The 20,093-nt window shown below is 64.0% G+C and carries 17 protein-coding genes; 5 read left to right on the top strand and 12 right to left on the bottom strand.

Features of this window, described 5'->3' with window-relative positions; translation table 11 throughout:
* The 3 genes from AC1MHZ_RS14860 to AC1MHZ_RS14850 form a co-directional block, all read right to left on the bottom strand.
* On the bottom strand, positions 1-540 hold the full coding sequence (locus AC1MHZ_RS14860; RefSeq protein WP_084858839.1) for a (2Fe-2S)-binding protein: 540 nt from the start codon (positions 538-540) through the stop codon (positions 1-3).
* Positions 533-3,364 (bottom strand): xanthine dehydrogenase family protein molybdopterin-binding subunit, encoded by a 2,832-nt coding sequence (locus tag AC1MHZ_RS14855; RefSeq protein WP_482966559.1) that lies wholly within the window; start codon positions 3,362-3,364, stop codon positions 533-535. The genes AC1MHZ_RS14860 and AC1MHZ_RS14855 overlap by 8 nt, the downstream gene beginning before the upstream one ends.
* A 218-nt stretch (positions 3,365-3,582) precedes the next feature.
* Positions 3,583-3,882: a hypothetical protein gene (locus AC1MHZ_RS14850; protein WP_084858841.1), complete on the bottom strand. Its 300-nt coding sequence runs from the start codon at positions 3,880-3,882 to the stop codon at positions 3,583-3,585.
* A 321-nt stretch (positions 3,883-4,203) separates the two neighbouring features.
* On the opposite strand from AC1MHZ_RS14850, the gene AC1MHZ_RS14845 reads away from it, so the two are divergent.
* Positions 4,204-6,177 (top strand): BCCT family transporter, encoded by a 1,974-nt coding sequence (locus AC1MHZ_RS14845; protein ID WP_084858842.1) that lies wholly within the window; start codon positions 4,204-4,206, stop codon positions 6,175-6,177.
* Between the two features lie 28 nt (positions 6,178-6,205).
* Here the strand turns inward: AC1MHZ_RS14845 and AC1MHZ_RS14840 are convergent, their stop codons facing one another.
* The 4 genes from AC1MHZ_RS14840 to AC1MHZ_RS14825 form a co-directional block, all read right to left on the bottom strand.
* Positions 6,206-6,622 (bottom strand): DUF1850 domain-containing protein, encoded by a 417-nt coding sequence (locus AC1MHZ_RS14840; RefSeq protein ID WP_084858843.1) that lies wholly within the window; start codon positions 6,620-6,622, stop codon positions 6,206-6,208.
* On the bottom strand, positions 6,619-8,646 hold the full coding sequence (locus AC1MHZ_RS14835) for a TRAP transporter permease (RefSeq protein WP_482966558.1): 2,028 nt from the start codon (positions 8,644-8,646) through the stop codon (positions 6,619-6,621). The genes AC1MHZ_RS14840 and AC1MHZ_RS14835 overlap by 4 nt, the downstream gene beginning before the upstream one ends.
* A gap of 30 nt (positions 8,647-8,676) precedes the next feature.
* Positions 8,677-9,627 carry a TAXI family TRAP transporter solute-binding subunit gene (locus tag AC1MHZ_RS14830; RefSeq protein WP_324812603.1) on the bottom strand — a complete coding sequence of 317 codons (951 nt, stop codon included), beginning with the start codon at positions 9,625-9,627 and terminating at the stop codon, positions 8,677-8,679.
* A gap of 99 nt (positions 9,628-9,726) precedes the next feature.
* A complete protein-coding gene (locus tag AC1MHZ_RS14825; protein WP_324812600.1) occupies positions 9,727-10,494 on the bottom strand; it encodes an AraC family transcriptional regulator in 768 nt (255 codons plus the stop codon).
* Between the two features lie 169 nt (positions 10,495-10,663).
* Here AC1MHZ_RS14825 and AC1MHZ_RS14820 point away from each other — a divergent pair, with 169 nt between their 5' ends.
* Both AC1MHZ_RS14820 and AC1MHZ_RS14815 read left to right on the top strand, forming a co-directional pair.
* Positions 10,664-11,575 (top strand): ATP-binding protein, encoded by a 912-nt coding sequence (locus AC1MHZ_RS14820; protein WP_084858847.1) that lies wholly within the window; start codon positions 10,664-10,666, stop codon positions 11,573-11,575.
* A gap of 33 nt (positions 11,576-11,608) precedes the next feature.
* A complete protein-coding gene (locus AC1MHZ_RS14815) occupies positions 11,609-12,145 on the top strand; it encodes an AAA family ATPase (RefSeq protein WP_084858848.1) in 537 nt (178 codons plus the stop codon).
* Between the two features lie 88 nt (positions 12,146-12,233).
* Here the strand turns inward: AC1MHZ_RS14815 and AC1MHZ_RS14810 are convergent, their stop codons facing one another.
* Together AC1MHZ_RS14810 and AC1MHZ_RS14805 are read right to left on the bottom strand one after the other, a co-directional pair.
* Positions 12,234-14,135 carry a potassium transporter Kup gene (locus AC1MHZ_RS14810; RefSeq protein WP_084858849.1) on the bottom strand — a complete coding sequence of 634 codons (1,902 nt, stop codon included), beginning with the start codon at positions 14,133-14,135 and terminating at the stop codon, positions 12,234-12,236.
* 89 nt (positions 14,136-14,224) lie between these two features.
* Positions 14,225-15,088 carry a sensor domain-containing diguanylate cyclase gene (locus AC1MHZ_RS14805; RefSeq protein ID WP_084858850.1) on the bottom strand — a complete coding sequence of 288 codons (864 nt, stop codon included), beginning with the start codon at positions 15,086-15,088 and terminating at the stop codon, positions 14,225-14,227.
* A gap of 245 nt (positions 15,089-15,333) precedes the next feature.
* Between AC1MHZ_RS14805 and AC1MHZ_RS14800 the strand changes: the two genes are divergently transcribed.
* The gene (locus tag AC1MHZ_RS14800) at positions 15,334-16,713 is read left to right on the top strand and encodes a DUF1329 domain-containing protein (protein WP_324812588.1); all 1,380 of its coding nucleotides are present in this window, start codon (positions 15,334-15,336) and stop codon (positions 16,711-16,713) included.
* Positions 16,714-16,794: 81 nt separating this feature from the next.
* Here the strand turns inward: AC1MHZ_RS14800 and AC1MHZ_RS14795 are convergent, their stop codons facing one another.
* The 3 genes from AC1MHZ_RS14795 to AC1MHZ_RS14785 all read right to left on the bottom strand — a co-directional run bounded on the left by AC1MHZ_RS14795 (position 16,795) and on the right by AC1MHZ_RS14785 (position 18,869).
* Complete coding sequence (locus tag AC1MHZ_RS14795; RefSeq protein ID WP_324812585.1) at positions 16,795-17,775, bottom strand: NADP-dependent oxidoreductase; 981 nt, start codon at positions 17,773-17,775, stop codon at positions 16,795-16,797.
* 114 nt (positions 17,776-17,889) lie between these two features.
* The gene (locus AC1MHZ_RS14790) at positions 17,890-18,534 is read right to left on the bottom strand and encodes a Dabb family protein (RefSeq protein ID WP_084858853.1); all 645 of its coding nucleotides are present in this window, start codon (positions 18,532-18,534) and stop codon (positions 17,890-17,892) included.
* 2 nt (positions 18,535-18,536) lie between these two features.
* Entirely contained in the window at positions 18,537-18,869 is a 333-nt protein-coding gene (locus tag AC1MHZ_RS14785; RefSeq protein ID WP_084858854.1) for a hypothetical protein, read from the bottom strand.
* A 208-nt stretch (positions 18,870-19,077) separates the two neighbouring features.
* Between AC1MHZ_RS14785 and AC1MHZ_RS14780 the strand changes: the two genes are divergently transcribed.
* On the top strand, positions 19,078-20,091 hold the full coding sequence (locus AC1MHZ_RS14780; RefSeq protein ID WP_084858855.1) for a helix-turn-helix transcriptional regulator: 1,014 nt from the start codon (positions 19,078-19,080) through the stop codon (positions 20,089-20,091).
* The last annotated feature ends 2 nt before the right edge of the window (positions 20,092-20,093 follow it).

The raw sequence follows: 20,093 nt of genomic DNA, 5'->3' as shown, positions 1-20,093 counted from the left end.
TCAACCCTCCTTGACCAGGCCGAGGTCGCTGAGCACCTCGCGGGTGGCGTCGTAGTAACGCACGTACCCGGTGCAGCGGCAGATGTGATGGCCGAGGCTGGCTTCGATGGCCCCCTCCAGTTCGCTTTTCTTCAGCGGCTGACGCTGGGCCTTCTCCACCAGCACGGTGGCGGCGTTGACGAAGCCCGGCGCGCAGTAGCTGCACTGGAAGGCGAAGCGGTCGACGAACTTCTGCTGGATCGGGTTCAGTTCGCTGAGGTTGCCGGCCTCGTCATGCTTGGCATGGCCTTCGATGGTGCGCACTTTCTTGCCTTCGAAGTAGTGCGCGCCGGTGATGCAGGTGCGCACTTCCTCGCTGGTGCCGTCGGGGTTGTCGACGATCACCACGCAGGCGTGGCAGATGCCCTGGCCGCAGCCCAGCCGCGAGCCGGTGAGGTTCTGGTATTCGTGCAGGTAGTCGATCATCGCCAGGTCCTCGGGGACCTCGGCCGGACCGACGGGTTGACCGTTGAGGGTCATCTGGAGCGGACGGTTAGCCATTGAGGGCCTCCTTGACGCGGGCTGGAGTGATGGGCAGGTCGCGAACACGCTTGCCGATGGCATGGGCCACGGCATTGCCAATGGCACCGACCACCGGGATCATCACCACTTCGGCGATGCCCTTGGAGGGGTCGGTGGGCGACAACGGCGGCAGGATTTCGCTGGTCTGCTTCCACACCGCCACGTCCTTGGCCATCGGCAGGCGATAGCGGTTGAAGTTCCAGTTCCCCTCGCCCGGGCCGCCCTCGTACAGCGGCATCTCTTCGGTCAAGGCATGGCCGATGCCCATGGCGATACCGCCTTCGAGCTGGCCCTTGACCAGTTCCGGCACCAGCACCCGGCCGCACTCCACCCAACTGTGGTGGTTGAGCACCTGGACTTCGCCGCTGCCTTTGTTCACCTTCACTTCCACCAACGTCGCCACCGGGCTGTAGTAGGTCACCATGGCATTGTTCAGCTGGGTGGCCGGGTAGGCCGCGTTCTGCCGGTCCAGCAGGTGGTAGTTGGCGCTGTTCATCTGCGCCTTCTTCGCGTTCGGGGCACCGTCGCCATACTTGACCGCCAGCGCATCGAGCGGCAGGCGCTCGCGCACGCCGTCGATGACGAAGTCGGCTTCAGCCCAGCTCCAGCGGTTGAATGCGTGCACACTGACGCCTGTGACCAAGCCCATCTCATGGGCCTTTTTCGCCAGCTCCGCGAACGGAATGGGCGACAGGCCGTTGCCGGTGAGCTCGCCGTTGACCCACACCGCGTTCTCGCGGCGCACCACCAGCGGGTTGGCCTGGCCGCCATACGGGCCCTGACGCCACAGCGAAAGCGCCGCTGGCCACAGACCATGGTTGAACAGCACACGCGCTGCTTCACGGGTGGCGTGGCTGAAATAGAAGGCCGAGTTGGTCGCCGAGGATGGCGAGGCCAGCTTGCCGACCCAGCGCGGATCGCGCAGCGCGGCATCCTGCTCGGCCTGGCTCATCAGGTAGGGGTTGCCGCTGGTGGCCAGTTTCAGCTCCGGCCATTGGGTTTCGGCAGTGGTCACCTCATCGGCCGGGCGCCCCAGGAAGTCGCTGACCACGAAAGCCTGGGAGGTCGACATGCCGGTGCCCAGCTCAGTGCCGATGTGGCGCAGGCTGATACGGCCATCGGCGGTGAACTCGATGCTGGCCATGGGCGCTTCGGCACCGGTGCCGAAGTCTTTCTGGCAAATGGCGAAGCCGACGCCGTACCAATTGTGCGGGTCCTTGGCTTCCATCGCTTTCTTGTGCGCGTCGCGGTTTTTCCACACCTCGTGTGCGCTGGCCTTGTCGAGGATCTCATGCAGGCGCAGGGCACCGGCGGGCACGGCGCCCTGGGTGTTCTTCATACCCGACTTGAGCGCATTCTTGCGGCGCAGCTCGATGGCGTCGACGCCGAGGCGGTTGGCGACCTCATCGACCATCATCTCGGTGGCCGCCATGCTCTGCAGCGTCCCGTAGCCACGCATGGAGCCGGCTTCGACACCTCGGGAGTGGTAGACGGTCACCGCCAGGTCGCTCTGTGGCATGTAGTAGATCGACTGCGCGGCAGTGGCCCCCACTGCAGCCACCGACGGGCTGTAGTTGATGCGCCCGCCTCCGTCGACACTCATGTCGGCGCGGAAGATCTTGAAGCTCATGTCGTTCTTGTCCACGGCCAGCTGGTAGCGGATGTCGAACGGGTGGCGCTTGATGCCGCTCTGGAACTGCTCGTAGCGATCGTTGGCCAGGCGGATCGGCACACCGGCCCCATACAAGGCAGCGACGGCCGCGTAGAACACGAAGATGTTGTTGTCCTTGGAGCCGTAGCCGACGGTGTAGCCGGGGTGCATGTTCAAGTTGTTCAGCGCGAAGCGCGACGGCTTGATCATGTGCACGCATTCCTGCGCCACTTCGAACGGGCATTGAGTGGCCACAACGAAATGCAGGGTGCCGGTGGCCGGGTCGTACCAGCCGTTGCCGTTGTCCGGCTCCAGCGCTGCGGGCTCGATTGATGGGGTCTTGTAGCGCTCGTCGAACAGCAACCAGTCCTGCGGCGGCTGCTTGAGCTGTTCGTCCATGCGCTGGGCGTAGAACATCCCCTGCTCGGTCAGGGTGCCGTGCTGCTTGGGCTCGGCGGTCCACACTGGCTTGCGCGCAAGGATGGTGGGGAACAGCATGGAGTTCTTCAGGCTGGAGAACGTGTCCTCGTCGAACGGCGTCTGGCCGCCGACCCGCACGAAACGGAAGCTGCCATAGGGGTCACGCTGGTACAGCGGCACCTGGGCGCCATAGCGGATCGCCTTGTCGTTGAACTGCAGCTTGAGCTTGGCCTGGCGGAAACGCTCGAAGTCGTGCCAGATCAGGATCGCCACGGGGTGGCCGATGAACATCGGCACCTTGCCAGGTGGCAACAAAGGGTCCGGCGAATGGGCCTCGGGCCAGGCGATGCCGTCCTTTTCCAGGTCGGCCGCGGTGACGATACGGTCCGGTTGCAGGTCGGCGCCCAGCCACGCCAGGTCATGGCCTGCATAGATGCGGTCGGCCTTGGTGGTCTTGAGCAACAAGGCGTGGCCCTGCTGCTGGGGCCAGCCGGGCATGTCCTTGGCGCGGATATCGCGGGCGAACACCTTGTTGCCGCACACCTTGGACAGCGCATCGTTGCGAAAGCGTGCCTTGCCATCATGGCTCATCCACTTCTGCGGTGAAGTGGTGACACTGTTTTCCATCAGGGCGGCGAACGCCTGGCTGCCGAGCGGCGCGAGGGTCACCCCCACGCCAGCGATCACGCCGCCTTGCAGGAAGGCGCGCCGGGAAATATCACGGTTGGTCATGCTTCATCCTCTGGGCAGAGCGCGCCTGCCCATGACGTATTCTGGTACTTGATAGCTCGGAGGGCGGAATCATTGACGTTCCGAAAGCAAGGTCGGAGTGGGGACCACAAAAACTGACCTCGGCGTCAAGTTTAACGCATTCACCGCTCGCCTGGCAAAGTCAAGCGGGCAACTTGTCGCGCCTTTGCTGTCGTGCCGAGGCGCGGCGGGGCTAGCGGCTAGCGCTTGCACCGCGCCAATACCACTTGGCAGGTATTGGGCGTACCGCCGGAACGGCCGGCGTAGCGGATGCAGTTATTGAGGGATTTCTGCCGAGCGATACCAAGGCTCGCCCCCCAGGCCAGGCCGCCCTCGCCTGCCGTCGGCAACGCCTTGGCGAAGCAGTTCGAACCTTGGGTGGCGGTGACGTAACGCGCAGTGCTCGCTTTTCGTGTGCAGCCGGCGGTGCTGACCAGGCTGATGACGAGCAAGGCACACAGGCCCCACGAGGCGACTTCAGAAGGTGTCTTGGCCCACATGCTGCTACTCCAGCGTTCAGAAACAGGGCGAGGCCGGGGCCCCCGGACAAGGCCTTCTGGCAGCCTCGATCACAAGCGAAGCCCGTTTGAAGTAAAGCAGGCACAGCCATCCCTGCAACGCCAAAATGGCCCCAGGCAGTGCGTCTTTCGTCCCCCGAAGGGGAAAGGCATTTGAGAAATTTCGCCATGGAAGGTACGGTTTCTGCTTCCTTCGAGCTCGCCAGCCTCGGCAACGGCGTTCATTCAAGGTGCTAACCTTGGAAAATGCCTACGTGCCCAGGTGCGCGATGCTCACTGTTTTAAAAGGAGAAAACTGCCGCAATGACTGCAGCCGCCAAACCCAGGAGCACCCTCAACCCTCCCGTCTTCTACAGCAGCGCCATCCTCATCTTTCTGCTCGTCCTGTATGCCACGGCATTCCAGGAACATGCCCAAACACTGTTCGAACACGTCCAGGCCTGGATCGTCACCAATGCCAGCTGGTTCTACATCCTCACCGTGGCGCTGGTATTGATCAGCGTGGTGTTCCTCGCCGTCAGCCGCTATGGCGACATCAAGCTGGGCCCCGACCACAGCGAACCGGACTACCGCAAGAGCACCTGGTTCGCCATGCTCTTTTCCGCCGGCATGGGCATCGGCCTCATGTTCTTCGGCGTGGCCGAGCCGGTCATGCATTTCACCAGCCCCCCGGTAGGTGACGCCGGTACCGTGGCCGCCGCGCGCGAAGCCATGAAGATCACCTTCTTCCACTGGGGGCTTCACGCCTGGGCGATCTATGCCATCGTCGCTCTGATCCTGGCCTACTTCAGCTTTCGCAACGGCCTGCCCCTGACCTTGCGCTCGGCACTCTACCCGTTGATCGGCGAGCGGATCCACGGGCCGATCGGCCATGCCGTGGATGTCTTCGCCATCCTCGGCACCGTATTCGGCGTGGCGACCTCGCTGGGCTATGGTGTGCTGCAGATCAACAGCGGTTTTCACCATGTGTTCGGTCTGCCGGTGAACCCGACGGTCCAGGTGATCCTGATCACCGCCACCTGCGCCCTGGCCACGCTGTCGGTGGCCAGCGGGCTGGACAAGGGCATCCGCATCCTCTCCGAGCTCAACCTGGGCCTGGCCGTGGTGCTGATGCTGTTCGTGCTGCTGCTCGGGCCGACCGTGTTCCTGCTGCAGACCTACGTCCAGAACACGGGGGCCTACCTCTCGGATATCGTCAACAAGACATTCAACCTCTACGCCTACGAGCCCACCGACTGGATCGGCGGCTGGACCTTGCTGTATTGGGGCTGGTGGTTGTCCTGGTCGCCCTTCGTCGGCCTGTTCATCGCGCGCATTTCCCGCGGCCGGACCATCCGTGAGTTCGTCTGTGGCGTATTGTTCGTGCCGGCAGGTTTCACCCTGCTGTGGATGACCGTATTCGGCGACTCGGCGATCCACATGATCCTCAACGACGGCGTGAAGGCGTTGTCGACGGTGGTCGGCCAGGACAGCTCCCTGGCACTGTTCGTGTTTCTCGAGCGGTTCCCGTTTTCCAGCATCGTTTCACTGATCGCCGTGCTGATGGTCGTGGTGTTCTTCGTCACATCGGCCGACTCCGGCGCGCTGGTGGTGGATATGCTGGCCTCCTCCGGGCAAGGCCATTCGCCGCTGTGGCAACGCATCTTCTGGTCGGTAAGCATCGGTGCGGTCGCCATCGCGCTGCTGCTGGCCAATGGGCTCAAGGCGCTGCAGACGGCGACCATCGCCAGTGCGCTGCCCTTCGCGGTCATCCTGCTGACCGCGATCTGGGGCTTGTTCAAGGCCTTGAACCTGGACGCGACACGCCGCGGCCTGCGCAACCAGGCGTTGCCTGCACCTCGGCACACCCGTCAGCCTCACGGAGGCTGGCAGCGGCGCCTGCGCAATATCGCCATGATGCCGCGCCGGGCCCATGTCACCCGCTTCATCGCCGAGGTGGTCAAGCCCGCCTGCGAAGAGGTGGCCGTCGAGCTGCGCAAGCAAGGCTATGAGGTAACGGTGAACGAACGCGAGGACGGGCGTGTGACCCTCGAACTGTCCCATGCCGGCGAGGGGCGATTCCTGTATGAAGTACGCCCGCGTGCCTTCAACACACCCAGCTTCGTCATGCGTGATACCGAGGACGCAACCGATGCGCGCAAGTACTTCCGCGCCGAAGTGCACCTGCGCGAAGGCGGCCAGGACTACGACATCATGGGTTGGGGCCGTGACGATGTGATCGGCGATATTCTCGACCAGTACGAGCGTCACCTGCATTACCTGCACGTGGTCAGGTGAGGCCCGGCTCGCCGCGCCTTGAGGTCGATCAGGGCGCTGCGGCCTTCCGAGCATTGCCTGCGGTGGTGTCGCAGGCCCAGAAGTCCACGGCTGCAACACGCGTGTCCGGTGGCCCCAACCAATACGACAGCGTTCGGCATCGACCCGCGACGCATAGCTGGTAGTCCCCAGCCTCAGGCGTGCGTCCGGCATGCAGTGGCTGCAAGGGCGGCAAACGACGCTGGTAGTGCCAGCTGCCGTCCTGCAGCCTGGCATCGTCCGGGATCTCCATGCCAGCACCGCTGCCGCGCACTCTGGCTTGCGTCAACACCAAGCCCGCCGGCGTCAGCTGGTAATCCTCCTCCCAACGGACTTTCTCGACGCTGTGTTGCCAGGCCAACGTGAATGCCGACACCGGCAGTTGCACCCACACCGTCCCGGCAAGCCCAAGGCAAAGGCCGATCATGCCGGCTGCCGAGCCTGTGCCCGATGCCGCCAGGCGTGCCAGGCCAACACACCAATGCCCAGCAGGAAGCCGATTTCATCGCTGATGGGCAATGCAAGGATCAGCGATACGCCTGCCAGGAACGCCAGCAACCGCTCCCACCATGGCATGGGTGCCTGCAGGTAGCCGATAGAGGCACAGCCCCAGAGCGCCACGGCGAGCAGCGCCTTGACCAGCATGTAGAGCGTGCCGCTCCAGTCGTCGCCCTGCATCATCAGCGCCGGGTCGTACACGGCCATGAACGGCACCACGAAACCGGCCAATGCAATACGTACGGCCCAGAAGCTGATCAGCAAGCCCTTTTCCCTCGCGATCGGAGCCGCCGCGAAGCATGCCAGGGCGACCGGTGGCGTCAGGTCGGCAAGGATGCCGAAGTAGAACACGAACATGTGCGAAACGATCAACGGAACGCCCAATTCAAGCAAGGCAGGTGCGGCGATGGAGCTGGTGATGATGTAGTTGGGGATGGTCGGGATGCCCATGCCCAGCACGAGGCAGGTCAACATGGTCAGCAGCAACGACAGGAACAGGTTGTCGCGCCCAAGATCGAGGATGTAGCCGGCGAAAGTCGTCGCCAGGCCGGTCAGCGAAATGATGCCGATGATCACCCCGACCAACGCACAGGCGATTCCCACAGGCACCGCGTGACGGGCTCCCTCGGCCAGTGCCATGACGCAGGCACGAAGTGTCGCACGGCCACCCCGGATGAAAAAACAGACGATGGCCAGCGCTGCGATCACCGCCAGGATGATGCCGATGCCCATACGGAAAAAGCCCGAGCAAAGGATGCCCAAGGCGACCCAGAACGCCACCCGCATCCAGCCGCTGCCAGCGCGCAGGACAATCGCCGACCCGAGGATGACTATGGCCGTGAGAGCAAGGCCGACCATTCCCGAATACAGGGGTGTACGCCCGGAGAACAGCAACGCGACCAGTACGACCAGCGGCACCAGCAGAAACCAGCGTTGGCGCAATGCCTCCCAGGCGCTTGGGCACTGTTCACGGGGAAGCCCATGAAGGCGGCTGCGCCGCGCCTCCAGATGGACCATCCAGTAGACCGAGCCGAAATACAGCAAGGCCGGGATCAAGGCCGCCTTCGCCACCTCGGCATAGGGTACGTTGATCGTCTCGGCCATGATGAAAGCCACTGCCCCCATCACCGGTGGCATCAACTGGCTGCCCATGCTGGATGTCGCTTCAACACCCCCAGCGAACGCTGGCGCGTAGCCGAAGCGCTTCATCAACGGGATGGTGAACTGCCCGGTGGTGACCACGTTCGCCACGCCGGAGCCGGTGATGGTGCCCATCAGCGCAGAAGAAAACACCGACACCTTGGCCGGCCCGCCGCTGCGATGCCCGAACAGGCCCATGGCGAAATCGGTGAACAGGCGAATCATGCCGGCCTGTTCGAGAAAGGCCCCGAACAAGATGAACAAGTAGATGTAGGTGGCTGACACATAGGTAGGCGTGCCGTACAACCCTTCGGTTCCGAACGCCAGCTGGTTGACGATCTGGTCAAGGCCATAGCCACGATGGGCCAGGTCGCCCGGCAGGTACTGGCCGTACAGCCCATAGGCCAGGAACGCCGCGCAGATGATCGGTAAGGCAATACCCATGACCCGGCGGGCGGCCTCGAAGACCAGCCCGATCACCACCAACCCGACGACCAGATCGTCCGTGGTCAGCTCACCGGAGCGCTGGATCAACTCCCCTTCGAAATACCATTGATACACCGCCGTGCCCATGCCCACCAGGCCTATCACCCAGGCCAATGGCTGCCAAGGCCTGCGATGACCGAGGCCGCCATAGCTCAGGTACACCACCAACAACAGGAACCCCACATGCACCGCCCGCAGGACCTGTGTCGATATCAACGGAAAAGCCGCCGTGGCGATCTGGAATATGGAGAAGGACAAGGCCACGACGAACAGCGAGGTCGGCCATCGATCGGTAGCGGCCTGCAGGCCTTGGGCGGTTTCGCTCATCTGAGCCTCCTGCTGGACTGGGCAAGGTGTTCAAGGCAGCAGCTGGTTTTCCTTGTAATACCGCTCGGCGCCTGGGTGCAGGGGTATGGGCAAATGCTTGGCGGCGTTTTCCGCTCGGATGTCCTTTGCCGCAGCATGGGCATTGACCAGCCGCGGGAGGTTGTCGAACAGCAGGCGGGTCATCTGGTAGGCCAGTTCATCACTGACATCCTGGCGGGTGACCAGGACATTGATGATTGCCGCCGTCGGCACCTCTGCCTCCTGTCCATCGTATGTCCCGGCAGGGATGGTCGCTTGCTGGTAGGCATCGTTCCCGATCTTGGCCACGACCTGCGCAGGGATGGGCACGAACACCACCGGCAAGGTCGCGGCCAGGTCACGAATGGCCGCCTGCCCCAGCCCCGAGGATTGCAACGTGGCGTCGAGCTGGCGGTTCTTGATCAGCTCGACGGATTCGGCATAAGGCAAGTACTCGACCTTGCCCATGTCCTGGTAGGTCAACCCCGCCGCCTTGAAAATCGCACGGGCGTTGAGTTCGGTTCCGGACTTGGGTGCCCCCACTGAAATGCGCTTGCCTTTGAGGTCATCCAGTGACCGGATGCCAGATTCCTTGCTGGCGACGACCTGGATGTAGTTAGGGTAGGTGCCGGCAATGGCTCGCAGTTTTTTCAAAGGGGTCTTGAAGCCCGCCTCGGCGTCCCCTTTCCAGGCATCGGCCACCGAATCGCCCAACGCGAATGCCAGCTCGCCACGGCCGGCCTGCAACAGGTTGAGGTTCTCCACCGAAGCCTTGGTGGCCTGCACCGATACCTTGCTGCCCTCGATGCCATGACCATAGATCTGCGATATGCCCACCCCGATCGGGTAATAGACACCGCTGGTACCACCGGTAAGGATATTGATGAAGGTCGGCGCGGCCTGCAGGTTGGCGCAGACGGTCAGTGCGGTGCTGGCCAGGGCCAGCCGGAGGGCTCGTTTCATGGCAAGGAATCTCCTTTTATTGTTGTTTTCCTGCGCCAGTAAACCTAGAACGAATATACCAACCCTGCCCAACTTTATGCTCGCAGCGCCAGCCCAGGCCTACCGACGCGGTTGCTGGAAGGTGCGCGGCGGCAACCCGAACTCGCGCTTGAACATGGCGGTGAAGGCGCTGGGCGTCGAATAGCCGGCATCGAGCGAAACCTCGAGGATGTTATGGCCTTGGGCCAACCTGTCCAGGGCGATGAGCAGGCGTGCCTGCTTGCGCCAGGTCCCGAAGCTCATCCCGACGTCTTCGTGGAACCAGCGCTGCACGGTCTTGATGGTGACACCGAGTGCCTCGGCACATTCGGCCAGGCCCCAATCGAGTGTTCGGTTCTGCACCAGGTCCCGACACAAGGCTTGCAATCGCTGTCCCTTCGGGCGCGGCAGGTAGATGGCCGAGGTCCCTGCCCCTGCCAGCTCCTCGAGCAACAGCTCGATCAGCCGCGCATTGCGGCTCCCCTGTGCAATCTCGACCTCGATGGTCGATGCCTCGATGATCAGTTCCCTCACCAGGTTGGAAATCCTGTACACCGTGCATTCGCCTGGCATGCCCGGGGTGCGCTGGGGCTTGAAATAGAGCGTGCGGATGCGCGTGGCGCCGAGGGTGCGGGTCCAATGGGCGACCTCTGCCGGAATCCACAATCCATGGTTGCACGGCACGACCCAGCAGCCCTGGTTGGTATTGACCACTAGAGTGCCCTGGGTCGTGTAGAGCAACTGGCCGTGGGTGTGGCGATGGGTGTCGATGTGAGTCCCGTCAGCCAGGTCCAGGGCCAGTGTGGCAATCTCCCGGTCGGGCGGCAGGAAGTGTTCGGTGGCGATCATTGAGGTAAGCCTGAAGGTAAGCGCGTATTTCGGATCGCCGGAGCGCCGCGATGGGCTGCCTGCAAGGATGTCCATGATTCGACGATCAACGTCCATCAGTCGTTAGACGGAAAATGCCCCAGCTTAGCATCATGGCTGCCTCCCTCCTCTACCTGATGTGCCGCCCACCATGACCAGCTCGTTAGCCACCTCCACCGAACTCACCCTCGAGGCCGTTGCACAGCTCAAGCGTATTGCCGACTCGCTGGAGCGTGCATTCCCACCAGCAACAGGTCCGGCCTTCGATGCCGGCGCGATCGCCTACCAATGGCAGTACCGTGCCAGCCAGGGGAGGATGCGGGCCCAGCTGGTGCCGGTCAGGCGCCCGACGCTCATCGCCTTCGAGCAGTTGCAGAACGTCGACCGCCAGAAGGCGTTGATCCGCCAGAACACCCAGCAGTTCCTGGACGGCAAGCCGGCCAACAATGTGTTGTTGACCGGCGCCAGGGGCACGGGCAAGTCCTCCCTGGTCAAGGCGTGCCTGAACGAGTTTCATGCCCGGGGGCTCAAACTGGTGGAGATCGACAAAGAGCACATCGGCGACCTGCCCGAAGTCATCGAGCTCGTCAGCCAACAGCCCGGGTATTTCATCCTGTTCTGCGACGACCTCTCGTTCGAAGAAGGCGATATCGGCTACAAGCGCCTGAAGACCGCGCTGGACGGGTCGGTGGCGGAGCACTCGTCGAACGTGCTGATCTATGCCACGTCCAACCGCCGGCACCTGATCGCCGAACGGGCCTCGGACAACCTATCCATGACCCGCGGGGAAAACGGCGCCCTGCACCCTGGCGAGGAAGTAGAGGAAAAGGTGTCGTTGTCGGAGCGTTTCGGGCTGTGGATTTCGTTCTATGGCTTCTCGCCGGACGAGTACCTGAACGCTGTCGATCAATGGCTGGGCGCCTATGGCGTTCCAGAGCATGCACTGGAACAGGCCCACCTGCAGGCGACCCGCTGGGCCACCCAGCGCGGCTCCCGTTCCGGGCGCATCGCCGCGCAGTTCGCACGGGACTATGCCGGGCGCTGGAACCAGGAAACGGTATAAGGTTCGGTTCAGATCCCCTGGAGTCTGTGGTCCATGGACAACTTCGTGATTATTTCCGGCTGCTCGGGTGGCGGCAAGTCCACGCTGCTGGCGCAGCTCAAGCGACGCGGCCATGCTGTGATCGAAGAGCCCGGACGGCGCGTGGTGCAGCAGCAAGTTCGCGACCAGGGCCAGGCGCTGCCCTGGCTCGACTTGGTCGGCTTCCTGCGCAGGGTCATGGACATGGCCCTGGCCGACTACAGGTCGGCTGCGCAGAACAATACGCAGTGGGTGTTCTTCGACCGTGGCGTGATCGATGCCGCCGCGGCCCTGGAGCGCCTTACGGGCGAGCCCGTGCTGGCGGCCGTGGCCGAGTCCTGCCGTTATCACCGGCAGGTATTCCTCACGCCGCCTTGGCCAGAGATCTATGTGCAGGATGCAGAGCGGCGCCACGGCATGCAGGCTGCGCTGGAGGAATACGAGCAGTTGCAGGGCGTCTATCCTGCCCTCGGCTACCAGGTATCGCTGCTGCCCAAAACCCCTGTCGCCGAACGCGCCGACTTCCTGTTGCGCACGTTGGCTGGCCACTGAAACACAGCCTCGAACGACAGCCTGCCCCAGAATGGCTGGGTACAACGGACCATCGCCTTCATGCGCACCAACCTAAGCGGTACTCACGTCACATCTCGACCTGGGTACCCAATTCGATCACCCGGTTGAGCGGCAACTGGAAGTACTTCAGGTTGCTGTTGGCATTCTTCAACAAGAACGCGAACAATTGCTCGCGCCACCGCGCCATGCCCATACGCCGGGTGGCGATCACCGTCTCGCGGCTGAGGAAATAGGTGGTGCGCATTGGGCTGAAGTCCAATCCTTCACGCTGGCACAGGCTCAAGGCCAGTGGTACATCGGGCTCCTCGATGAAGCCGAAATGCAAGGTGACACGGAAGAACCCTTCGCCGAAGGCTTCGACCTGACAGCGTCTGTCGGCACTGACCCGTGGCTCGTCCTCCGACACCACGGTCAGCACCACCACCTGCTCGTGCAGTACCTGGTTGTGCAACAGGTTGTGCAGCAACGCATGCGGCACGGCATCGGTACGGGCACACAGGAACACCGCCGTGCCCTGCACACGATGGGGCGGCTGGGCCTGCAGGCTGGCGATGAACAAATCCAGCGGCAACGCCGCTTCGTCCAGGCGCTCGACGATGATCTTGCGCCCGCGCTTCCAGGTGGTCATCAGGATGAACAGCGCCACCCCGGCGACAACCGGAAATGCACCGCCCTGCAGGATCTTCGGCGCATTGGCGGCGAAATACAGGCTGTCGACCAGCAGGAAGCCCAGCAGCATAGGGATGGCCAGCCAGCGCGGAGTTTTCCAGGCCAGCAGCACCACCGCGGACGACAGCAGCGTGGTGATCAGCATGGTGCCCGTTACTGCCACACCGTAGGCCGCCGCCAGTGCACCCGAGGACTCGAAGCCGATTACCAACAGCACCACGCCGACCATCAACGCCCAGTTCACCGTTCCGATGTAGATCTGCCCCTGCTCCTCGCTGGAGGTGTGCTGGATGAACATACGCGGCACATAGCCCAGCTGAATGGCCTGGCGCGTCAGCGAAAAGGCGCCGGAAATCACCGCCTGGGAGGCAATGATGGTGGCCAGCGTGGCCAGAGCGACCATCGGCAGCAACGCCCAGCTGGGGGCCAGCAGGTAGAACGGGTTGCGCACCGCCTCGGGGTTGCCGAGAATCAGCGCGCCCTGCCCGAAATAGTTCAGCACCAGCCCCGGCAGCACCAGCATGAACCACGCTCGGGCGATGGGCTTGCGGCCGAAATGACCCATGTCTGCATACAATGCCTCGGCGCCGGTCAGGGCCAGCACCACCGCCCCCAGGATGGCCACGCCCACGCCCGGGTGCAGGACGAAGAAACGCACCGCCCAGGCCGGGTTGAGCGCCTGCAGCACCTCGGGGCGTTGCACGATTCCATGTACCCCCAGCGCCCCCAGCACGACGAACCACAGCACCATCACCGGCCCGAACAGGATGCCGATGCGCGCGGTCCCGTGCTTCTGGATCAGGAACAGTGCCACCAGCACGATCAACGAAAGCGGCACGACCCAATGCCCGATCCCGTCGAAGGCAAGCTCCAGCCCCTCCACGGCCGAAAGGACGGAGATGGCCGGGGTGATCATGCTGTCGCCATAGAACAGCGCCGCACCGAACAGGCCCAGCAGCACCAGCCCTCGGCTCAGCTGCGGATAGGGCGCCGCGGCCCGCCGCGCCAGCGCAGTGAGGGCCATGATGCCGCCCTCGCCCTGGTTGCTGGCGCGCAGGATGAACAGGACGTACTTGATCGACACGACCCAGATCAGCGACCAGAACACCAGCGACAAGACCCCGAGCACGCCTTCCGGGGTGGGCTGCACGCCGTAATGCCCGGCGAACACTTCCTTGAGCGTGTACAACGGGCTGGTGCCGATGTCGCCATAGACCACACCAGCAGCGGCGACGAGCAGGCCAAGGCCTGTGGTTTTCGAAGAAGGGGAATGATTCGCAGCAGTCGCGGCTTCGCTCACGGATGACTTCTCTGGGCAGACGGTAAACCGCGCCCAGTATCGCTTCCCGCCATGAGCCTAGGCGTAAAAAGAGCGTAAAAAACGCGGGTTCATCCCGCTGCTGAACGGTACCGCTTCACTCGGTACATCTCGCCATCGGCACGGCTAAGCAAGGTATCGGCGTCCTCGCCATCGCCCGGGTAGCAGGCCACACCGATGCTGCAAGACGGCATCTTCAACCCGCCAAGCTCGCCGCCCGGCGGCTCGGCCATGGCGGCGAGGATCTGCTCGACCTTCTCGTAGACGGCGCCTGGGGCATCAAGGTCCGTCAACAACACGGTGAACTCGTCGCCGCCCATCCGCGCCACGGTATCGGTCTCGCGCACGCAGCCCTCCAGGCGCCGGGCGACCTCGCACAGCACCCGGTCGCCCGTGGCATGGCCGTGAACATCGTTGATGCCCTTGAAGTCATCGATATCGAGGAACAGCAACGCCAGGGTGCTGCCGTGGCGGCGCGCCGCGCGCAGGGCTGCGTCCAGGCGCACATTGAACACCGAGCGGTTGGTCAGCTTCGTCAGCGGGTCGTGGTGGGCCAGGAACCGCAGCTCCTCCTCGGCGTGGGTCAGGGCCGTCACGTTGCGCGCAACGCCGATCCGCGCACCCACCTCCTCCGACCAGGAAGCCGCCCACAGGATGTGCACGATAGCGCCATCCTTGCGAATGTAACGGTTACGAAAATCGATGTGGGGGTGGCCGTTCATGATGCGGATGATCGACGCGCGAGTCGCCGCCAGGTCGTCCGGGTGCATGTATTGGGTGATGGGCGTGCCGACCAGCTCCTCGGGCCGGTAGCCCAGCAGCGCCTGGCAGGCATCGCTGACGAACACGATCTGGTTGTCCCGATCGACCACGAAGACCGTATCCAGCATCAGGTGGATCAGCCGTGGGTACAGCGCTTGCAGGTCAACGGGCATAGGTCGGCGGGGTCCGGTTATACGGGCTTGAGCATAGCCCGACGGCGAGGGTGTGTGTGTTTCTAGTGCATGTGCCAAGGCGACGTCAAGCCGACGCCAACGCCTGCAATCGGGTGCCGTGAGCGTTTCGGTGATGATGGCTGAGCGAAGCGGTGGCGGTGCCCTCTGGGGCCCTATGGCTCAATGGCGGCGAGCCTGCGCCCGGTGCAGGCCTTCGTGCCCCCAAAACAGACGAGAACAACAAGATGACTTGCACACCCCGCCTGCTGCCCCTTTTGCTCTCTATAGGCCTTGCCAGCGCAAGTGCCCCGGGCCTGGCCCAGGTCAGCGCCGACGAAGCCGCCCGCCTGGGTAACGACCTGACCCCGATGGGGGCCGAGAAAACAGGAAATGCCGACGGCAGCATCCCGGCCTGGACCGGCAAATGGCGCGGTACGCCGCCCCATGTCAACTTCGCCGGCACCGGGCACAAGCGCCCCGACCCCTATGCCGGGGAAAAACCGCTGTTCACCATCACCGCGCAGAACATGGCCGAGCATGCCAGCCGCCTGTCCGACGGGCAGAAGGCCTTGTTCAAGCGCTACCCGCAAACCTATCGGATCGTCGTCTACCCTAGCCACCGGGATTTTCGCTATGCGCCGGAGGTGGAGCGCAACATCCGCTACAACGCCCTCAATGCGCAGCTGGTCAATGATGGTTACGGCGTGACCAACGCCTACGGCGCCTCGCCGTTCCCGATTCCGAAAAACGGCTATGAGCTGATCTGGAACCACAACCTGCCCAGCCGCGCCTGGAAAGAGGAAGCCACCTACCTGATGGCGCTGACCCTCTCCAACCAGAACCAGGTGTTCGAGAAGGTCCGCTACCAGATCCTCTCGCCTTGGGACAACCCCAGCGGCAAAGCCGAGACCTACGACGGCATACAGGCCTACGCGATGATCAGTACCCTGGAGCCGACCCGCAAGAAGGGCGAGATCATCCTCACCAACGAATTCAGCAACCCGGTCGCCCAGCCCCGCCAGAGCTGGCAGTACATCCCAGGTACCCGGCGCGTGCGCCGTGCGCCCACGGTCGGCTATGACACACCCTATGGCGTGGGAGGCTTCCGGGTGATGGACGAGGACCGCCTGTTCAACGGCGCCCCGGACCGCTACCAATGGAAGCTGGTAGGCAAGCAGGAGATGTACATCCCCTACAACAACTACACGCTCGACGACCCCGACCAGCCCCTGGACACGCTGCTCACCGAGCACGGCCACCTCAACCCCGATGCCGTGCGCTATGAGCTGCATCGTGTCTGGGTGCTGGAGGCCGAGCTGCGCCCCGGAAGCCGGCACACGTATGCCAAGCGCCGTCTGTACCTGGACGAGGACAGCTGGACCGCCGCCCTCGCCGACAACTACGACGCCAAGGGCCAGCTCTGGCGCACCAACGTACAGACGTCGGTCTACGCCTATGAAGTCCAGGCCTTCCACGCCCGGGTCGCGGTATTCCACGACCTGATCGCCGGGTCCTACCTGGTGGACCGCCTGGTCAACGGCATGGGCGCCACCGCCCGGCTCAACGAGGCGCGCTTCGATGCGGGCTATTTCTCCGCCGGCAACCTGCGCAAGCTCGGTCAGTGAAACCGTGCGGCCCCGGCCAGGCGATGGAAGATCGCCTGGCCGGGGCCGCTTTCTTTTTCATGCAACAGGCCTGGTGGCGAGTCAGTCGCCGTCCACCACCCGCAACACCAACTTGGCCTTCGCGCCGCCATGCTGCAGCAGGTCGTGGGCGTGGGCCACCTGCTCCAGCGCCAGGGTCTGGATACGTGGCGTGCGTACCTGCCCAGTGGCCAGCAAGGCAGCGATGCGGGCAAGGTTGGCGCCGCTGGGCATCTTGCTGTAGGTAACAGCCGTGCGCAGCCCGCGCTGGGCCGCCGCACCATGGTCAGGGCCGGCATCGCCTACGGCCAGGGTCAGGATCGCCACCAACAGCCCGCCAGGGCACAGCATGTCCAGGGCGCCCGGCAGGCTGGCGCAGCCCACGCAGTCGAGGATCAGGTCCACGCCTGCAGGCGACCACTGCTTCACGACGGCCAGAATGTCCTGGGTGCGGTAGTCGATCGCCTGGTCGCAGCCCAGCGACTCGACATAGTCCAGGTTCTGCCCACTGCAGGTTGCCACGACGTGCGCCCCGGCGGCTTTGGCGAGTTGGATGGCGAAGGTCCCGACAGCCCCTGCCCCGCCATGCACGAGCACCTTCTGCCCGGCCTGCAACCCACCATCGTCGAACAGCCCGGCCCAGGCCGCCAAGGCCGGGGTCGGTACCGACGCCGCCTGGGCGAAGCCCAGGCCCTCAGGGATGGGCACGACAGAGTCCTGCCTCACGCAGCAATACTCGGCATAGCTACCCCAGTTACCGGCTCCCACATCACTCTGCGCGAACACCCGCATCCCGGGGGTGAAACCTGTAACGCCCTCACCCACTGCCGCTACGGTCCCAGCCAGGTCGAAGCCCAGGACGAACGGGAACCGATAGGTCAGAAAGCCCCCCAGGTAACCTTCGCGGCACTTCCAGTCGGCCGGGTTGACCCCGGCGCAATGCACCCGCACCAACACCTCACCAGCCCCCGGCAACGGCTGCTCGAGTGTCGCGAGCCGCAACACCTGCGAGCTTCCCAGTTGATCGATCACTACAGCACGCATAGCAACACCTCTTTCAGAACAACTCATAACTGATTGTTTTTGCGGGCCCATTGTGGGAGCGGTGCTCACCAATGGTTCGCTGCGTGACGGCGCAGCCCGTTTTCAGAAAATTTGTCATGCGTTGTGGTCCAGAAGATGGGGAAGCGTCAGTAGGCTGCCGGGCAAGGGGCAGAACGCGTGGGATATGGCCTCGACGGCCCACTCGGGGCATTCCGGGTCGAACCAGCGATCCACCCAGCCCCAGTGGAAGGGGTGAGTCAGGTATTCCCCCTGGAGATCTTCCAGGCGGGCGAACTCCTGCTGCCAGACATGGGTCCAGCGGCCCGGTGAGCGGACCCGGCTCAATTGCCAGTTGCCGATGCCCTTCATGTAGGCAGGCATGCGCAGCAGGTCCCGTTCCAGGGCTTCGACGATGGCTGGGCTGCGGCCCTCACGCAGACGAAACAGCAAGGTGCGCCAGGTGCCGTCGCGCAGCCCGGGAGCTCGCTGGCCGCCGGCCACGCGCTGATAAGCCACCCGGTCTACCTGGGCGACGCCGGTCAGTTGCGATAGACAAGCCTCGGCGTCCGCCTGGAAGGCACTGCTGGCAAAGCACAGGTCCAGGGTGAAATCACCGCTGCCCCAGCTGCCGGGCAGGTTTTGCCCCAGGTTGAAGAAAACCAGGCCCGGCAGGGCCTGCAAGTGAGGTCGCAGGTGCCTCTCCAGGGTGCTGGCAGCAAAATCCGGTGCCAGGTACAGCTGCGCGGTTTCATGCCACATCGTCATGCTCCTGCGCAGTGCTCAAAAGGCTGGCCTGCGTCTCCCAGCACATGCCGGGCACGCTGTCGGCACAGGCCATCGACAACGCTCCAGAACGCCAGCACTTCGGCACCGGCGCCCAGGCGCATGCCGTAGTAGCCCCACACATCGGGCACCTGCCATAACAACCAGAGGCGGTTGGCCTCGCCAGCCACAGCCACCGGCGGTGACACCCAGCGCTGCAGCAGGGTCAGCCCACGGGCGACGCTGTGCGGCAGGTAGAGCTCGTCCAACGCCTCGAGCACCGTTGGGAGCTGCTGGGGCTCGAGCAGGATTTCATCGAGGATCTGGATCACGACTTGCCGATCCTCCGTTCAGGTGACAGGCTGGTGCGATTCGACAAGCGAGTGAGAGCAAGGCCCATGTTCCGGGTACTCCGCGAAAGTTGCAGGGTTCGCCGCGGTTTCAGCGCTGGCTTGCCTTCCATTGAGCCATAGCGGCCGGGGGCAGACCGCCACAGGTTCGATCACCCACCACCACCAAAACGATCAGCAGGCGAGGTTGATGATGGCGTTGCGTTCCACAGCACCGGTTCGCGTTCCCCAGGGCCTGGATACCCGACTGTTGGCGGAGCTGCAGCGCCACAAAATCGCCCTGGAGCCGCCGCCATCGGCCCTGCTGTCCTCGGCGCAGCGCTTCGTCGCCCTGTATCGCCAAGCCATCGAGCAGTTGGAGGCGAAAGTCGCCCAGGGCGAAGGGCAACCGCCGATGCGTAAGGCTGAGGTCGACCTGATGTGCCGTTGCTTGCTCAGTTGCGGGCACCTGGACGAAGCCATTGCCTGCGCCGCGCAGTTCTGCGCCATGCTCGACCCGCGCGCAGGCTGCCTGAGCCTGGAGATACAAGGCGCCACGGCCACCTTCCACATGGACTCGTTGCGCCACAAGCGCAGCAGTGCGGCATGCCTGGTGGACCTGACTGGGCTGTTCTGTTACCTGCAGTTGTTTGGTTGGCTCATCGGGCAGCCGCTACGGCCCGACCAGGTCTTTCTCGCCCACCCCCAGCGCGAGGATGCTGCCCCCTTCCTCGGCCTGTTCGATGCGCCGGTCACTGTCGGCAAGCGCACCTATGGTTTCAGCTTCGATGCCGCACTGCTGTCCCGCCAGGTGATACGCACGCCAGCAGAGCTTGCGCTGTTTCTGGTGGACTTTCCGTTCCGCCTGATCGGTGCGCCCCCCAGCGCAGTGGCGATCACCCAGCAAGTGCGCGGCTTCCTCGATGCGGCCCTGAGCCATGAACAGGAGGTGCCGGCGCTAAGCGCAATCGCCGCCGCGCTGGGCACCACCGAACCGACCTTGCGTCGACGCCTGGCCGCCGAGGGTTCCAGCTACCAGGCACTGCGCCGGCTCAGCCTGTGCGAGTCGGCGCAGCGCTGCCTGCGCGACACCGACTGGACGATAGGCCGTATCGCCGGCCACTTGGGGTTCGCCAGTGAAGCAGCATTTCGCCGGGCCTTCCTCAGCTGGACCGGGATGGCGCCCAGCCGTTATCGCGCCCGACAGGGCGGCGCGAACGGCTAGCG

The organism is Pseudomonas sp. FA-1 (assembly GCF_056856075.1).
Note: the sequence above shows the minus strand (reverse complement) of the source record. Positions and strands in the feature narration are given on the sequence as shown.

Coding starts and splice junctions, on each gene's coding strand:
- AC1MHZ_RS14790 (WP_084858853.1), bottom strand. CDS start 18,534: ATGTGGCATGAAACCGCGCAGCTGTACCTGGCACCGGATTTTGCTGCC.
- AC1MHZ_RS14825 (WP_324812600.1), bottom strand. CDS start 10,494: ATGATCGCCACCGAACACTTCCTGCCGCCCGACCGGGAGATTGCCACA.
- AC1MHZ_RS14860 (WP_084858839.1), bottom strand. CDS start 540: ATGGCTAACCGTCCGCTCCAGATGACCCTCAACGGTCAACCCGTCGGT.
- AC1MHZ_RS14845 (WP_084858842.1), top strand. CDS start 4,204: ATGACTGCAGCCGCCAAACCCAGGAGCACCCTCAACCCTCCCGTCTTC.
- AC1MHZ_RS14855 (WP_482966559.1), bottom strand. CDS start 3,364: ATGACCAACCGTGATATTTCCCGGCGCGCCTTCCTGCAAGGCGGCGTG.
- AC1MHZ_RS14795 (WP_324812585.1), bottom strand. CDS start 17,775: ATGCGTGCTGTAGTGATCGATCAACTGGGAAGCTCGCAGGTGTTGCGG.
- AC1MHZ_RS14780 (WP_084858855.1), top strand. CDS start 19,078: ATGATGGCGTTGCGTTCCACAGCACCGGTTCGCGTTCCCCAGGGCCTG.
- AC1MHZ_RS14840 (WP_084858843.1), bottom strand. CDS start 6,622: ATGATCGGCCTTTGCCTTGGGCTTGCCGGGACGGTGTGGGTGCAACTG.
- AC1MHZ_RS14830 (WP_324812603.1), bottom strand. CDS start 9,627: ATGAAACGAGCCCTCCGGCTGGCCCTGGCCAGCACCGCACTGACCGTC.
- AC1MHZ_RS14820 (WP_084858847.1), top strand. CDS start 10,664: ATGACCAGCTCGTTAGCCACCTCCACCGAACTCACCCTCGAGGCCGTT.
- AC1MHZ_RS14850 (WP_084858841.1), bottom strand. CDS start 3,882: ATGTGGGCCAAGACACCTTCTGAAGTCGCCTCGTGGGGCCTGTGTGCC.
- AC1MHZ_RS14805 (WP_084858850.1), bottom strand. CDS start 15,088: ATGCCCGTTGACCTGCAAGCGCTGTACCCACGGCTGATCCACCTGATG.
- AC1MHZ_RS14815 (WP_084858848.1), top strand. CDS start 11,609: ATGGACAACTTCGTGATTATTTCCGGCTGCTCGGGTGGCGGCAAGTCC.
- AC1MHZ_RS14800 (WP_324812588.1), top strand. CDS start 15,334: ATGACTTGCACACCCCGCCTGCTGCCCCTTTTGCTCTCTATAGGCCTT.
- AC1MHZ_RS14835 (WP_482966558.1), bottom strand. CDS start 8,646: ATGAGCGAAACCGCCCAAGGCCTGCAGGCCGCTACCGATCGATGGCCG.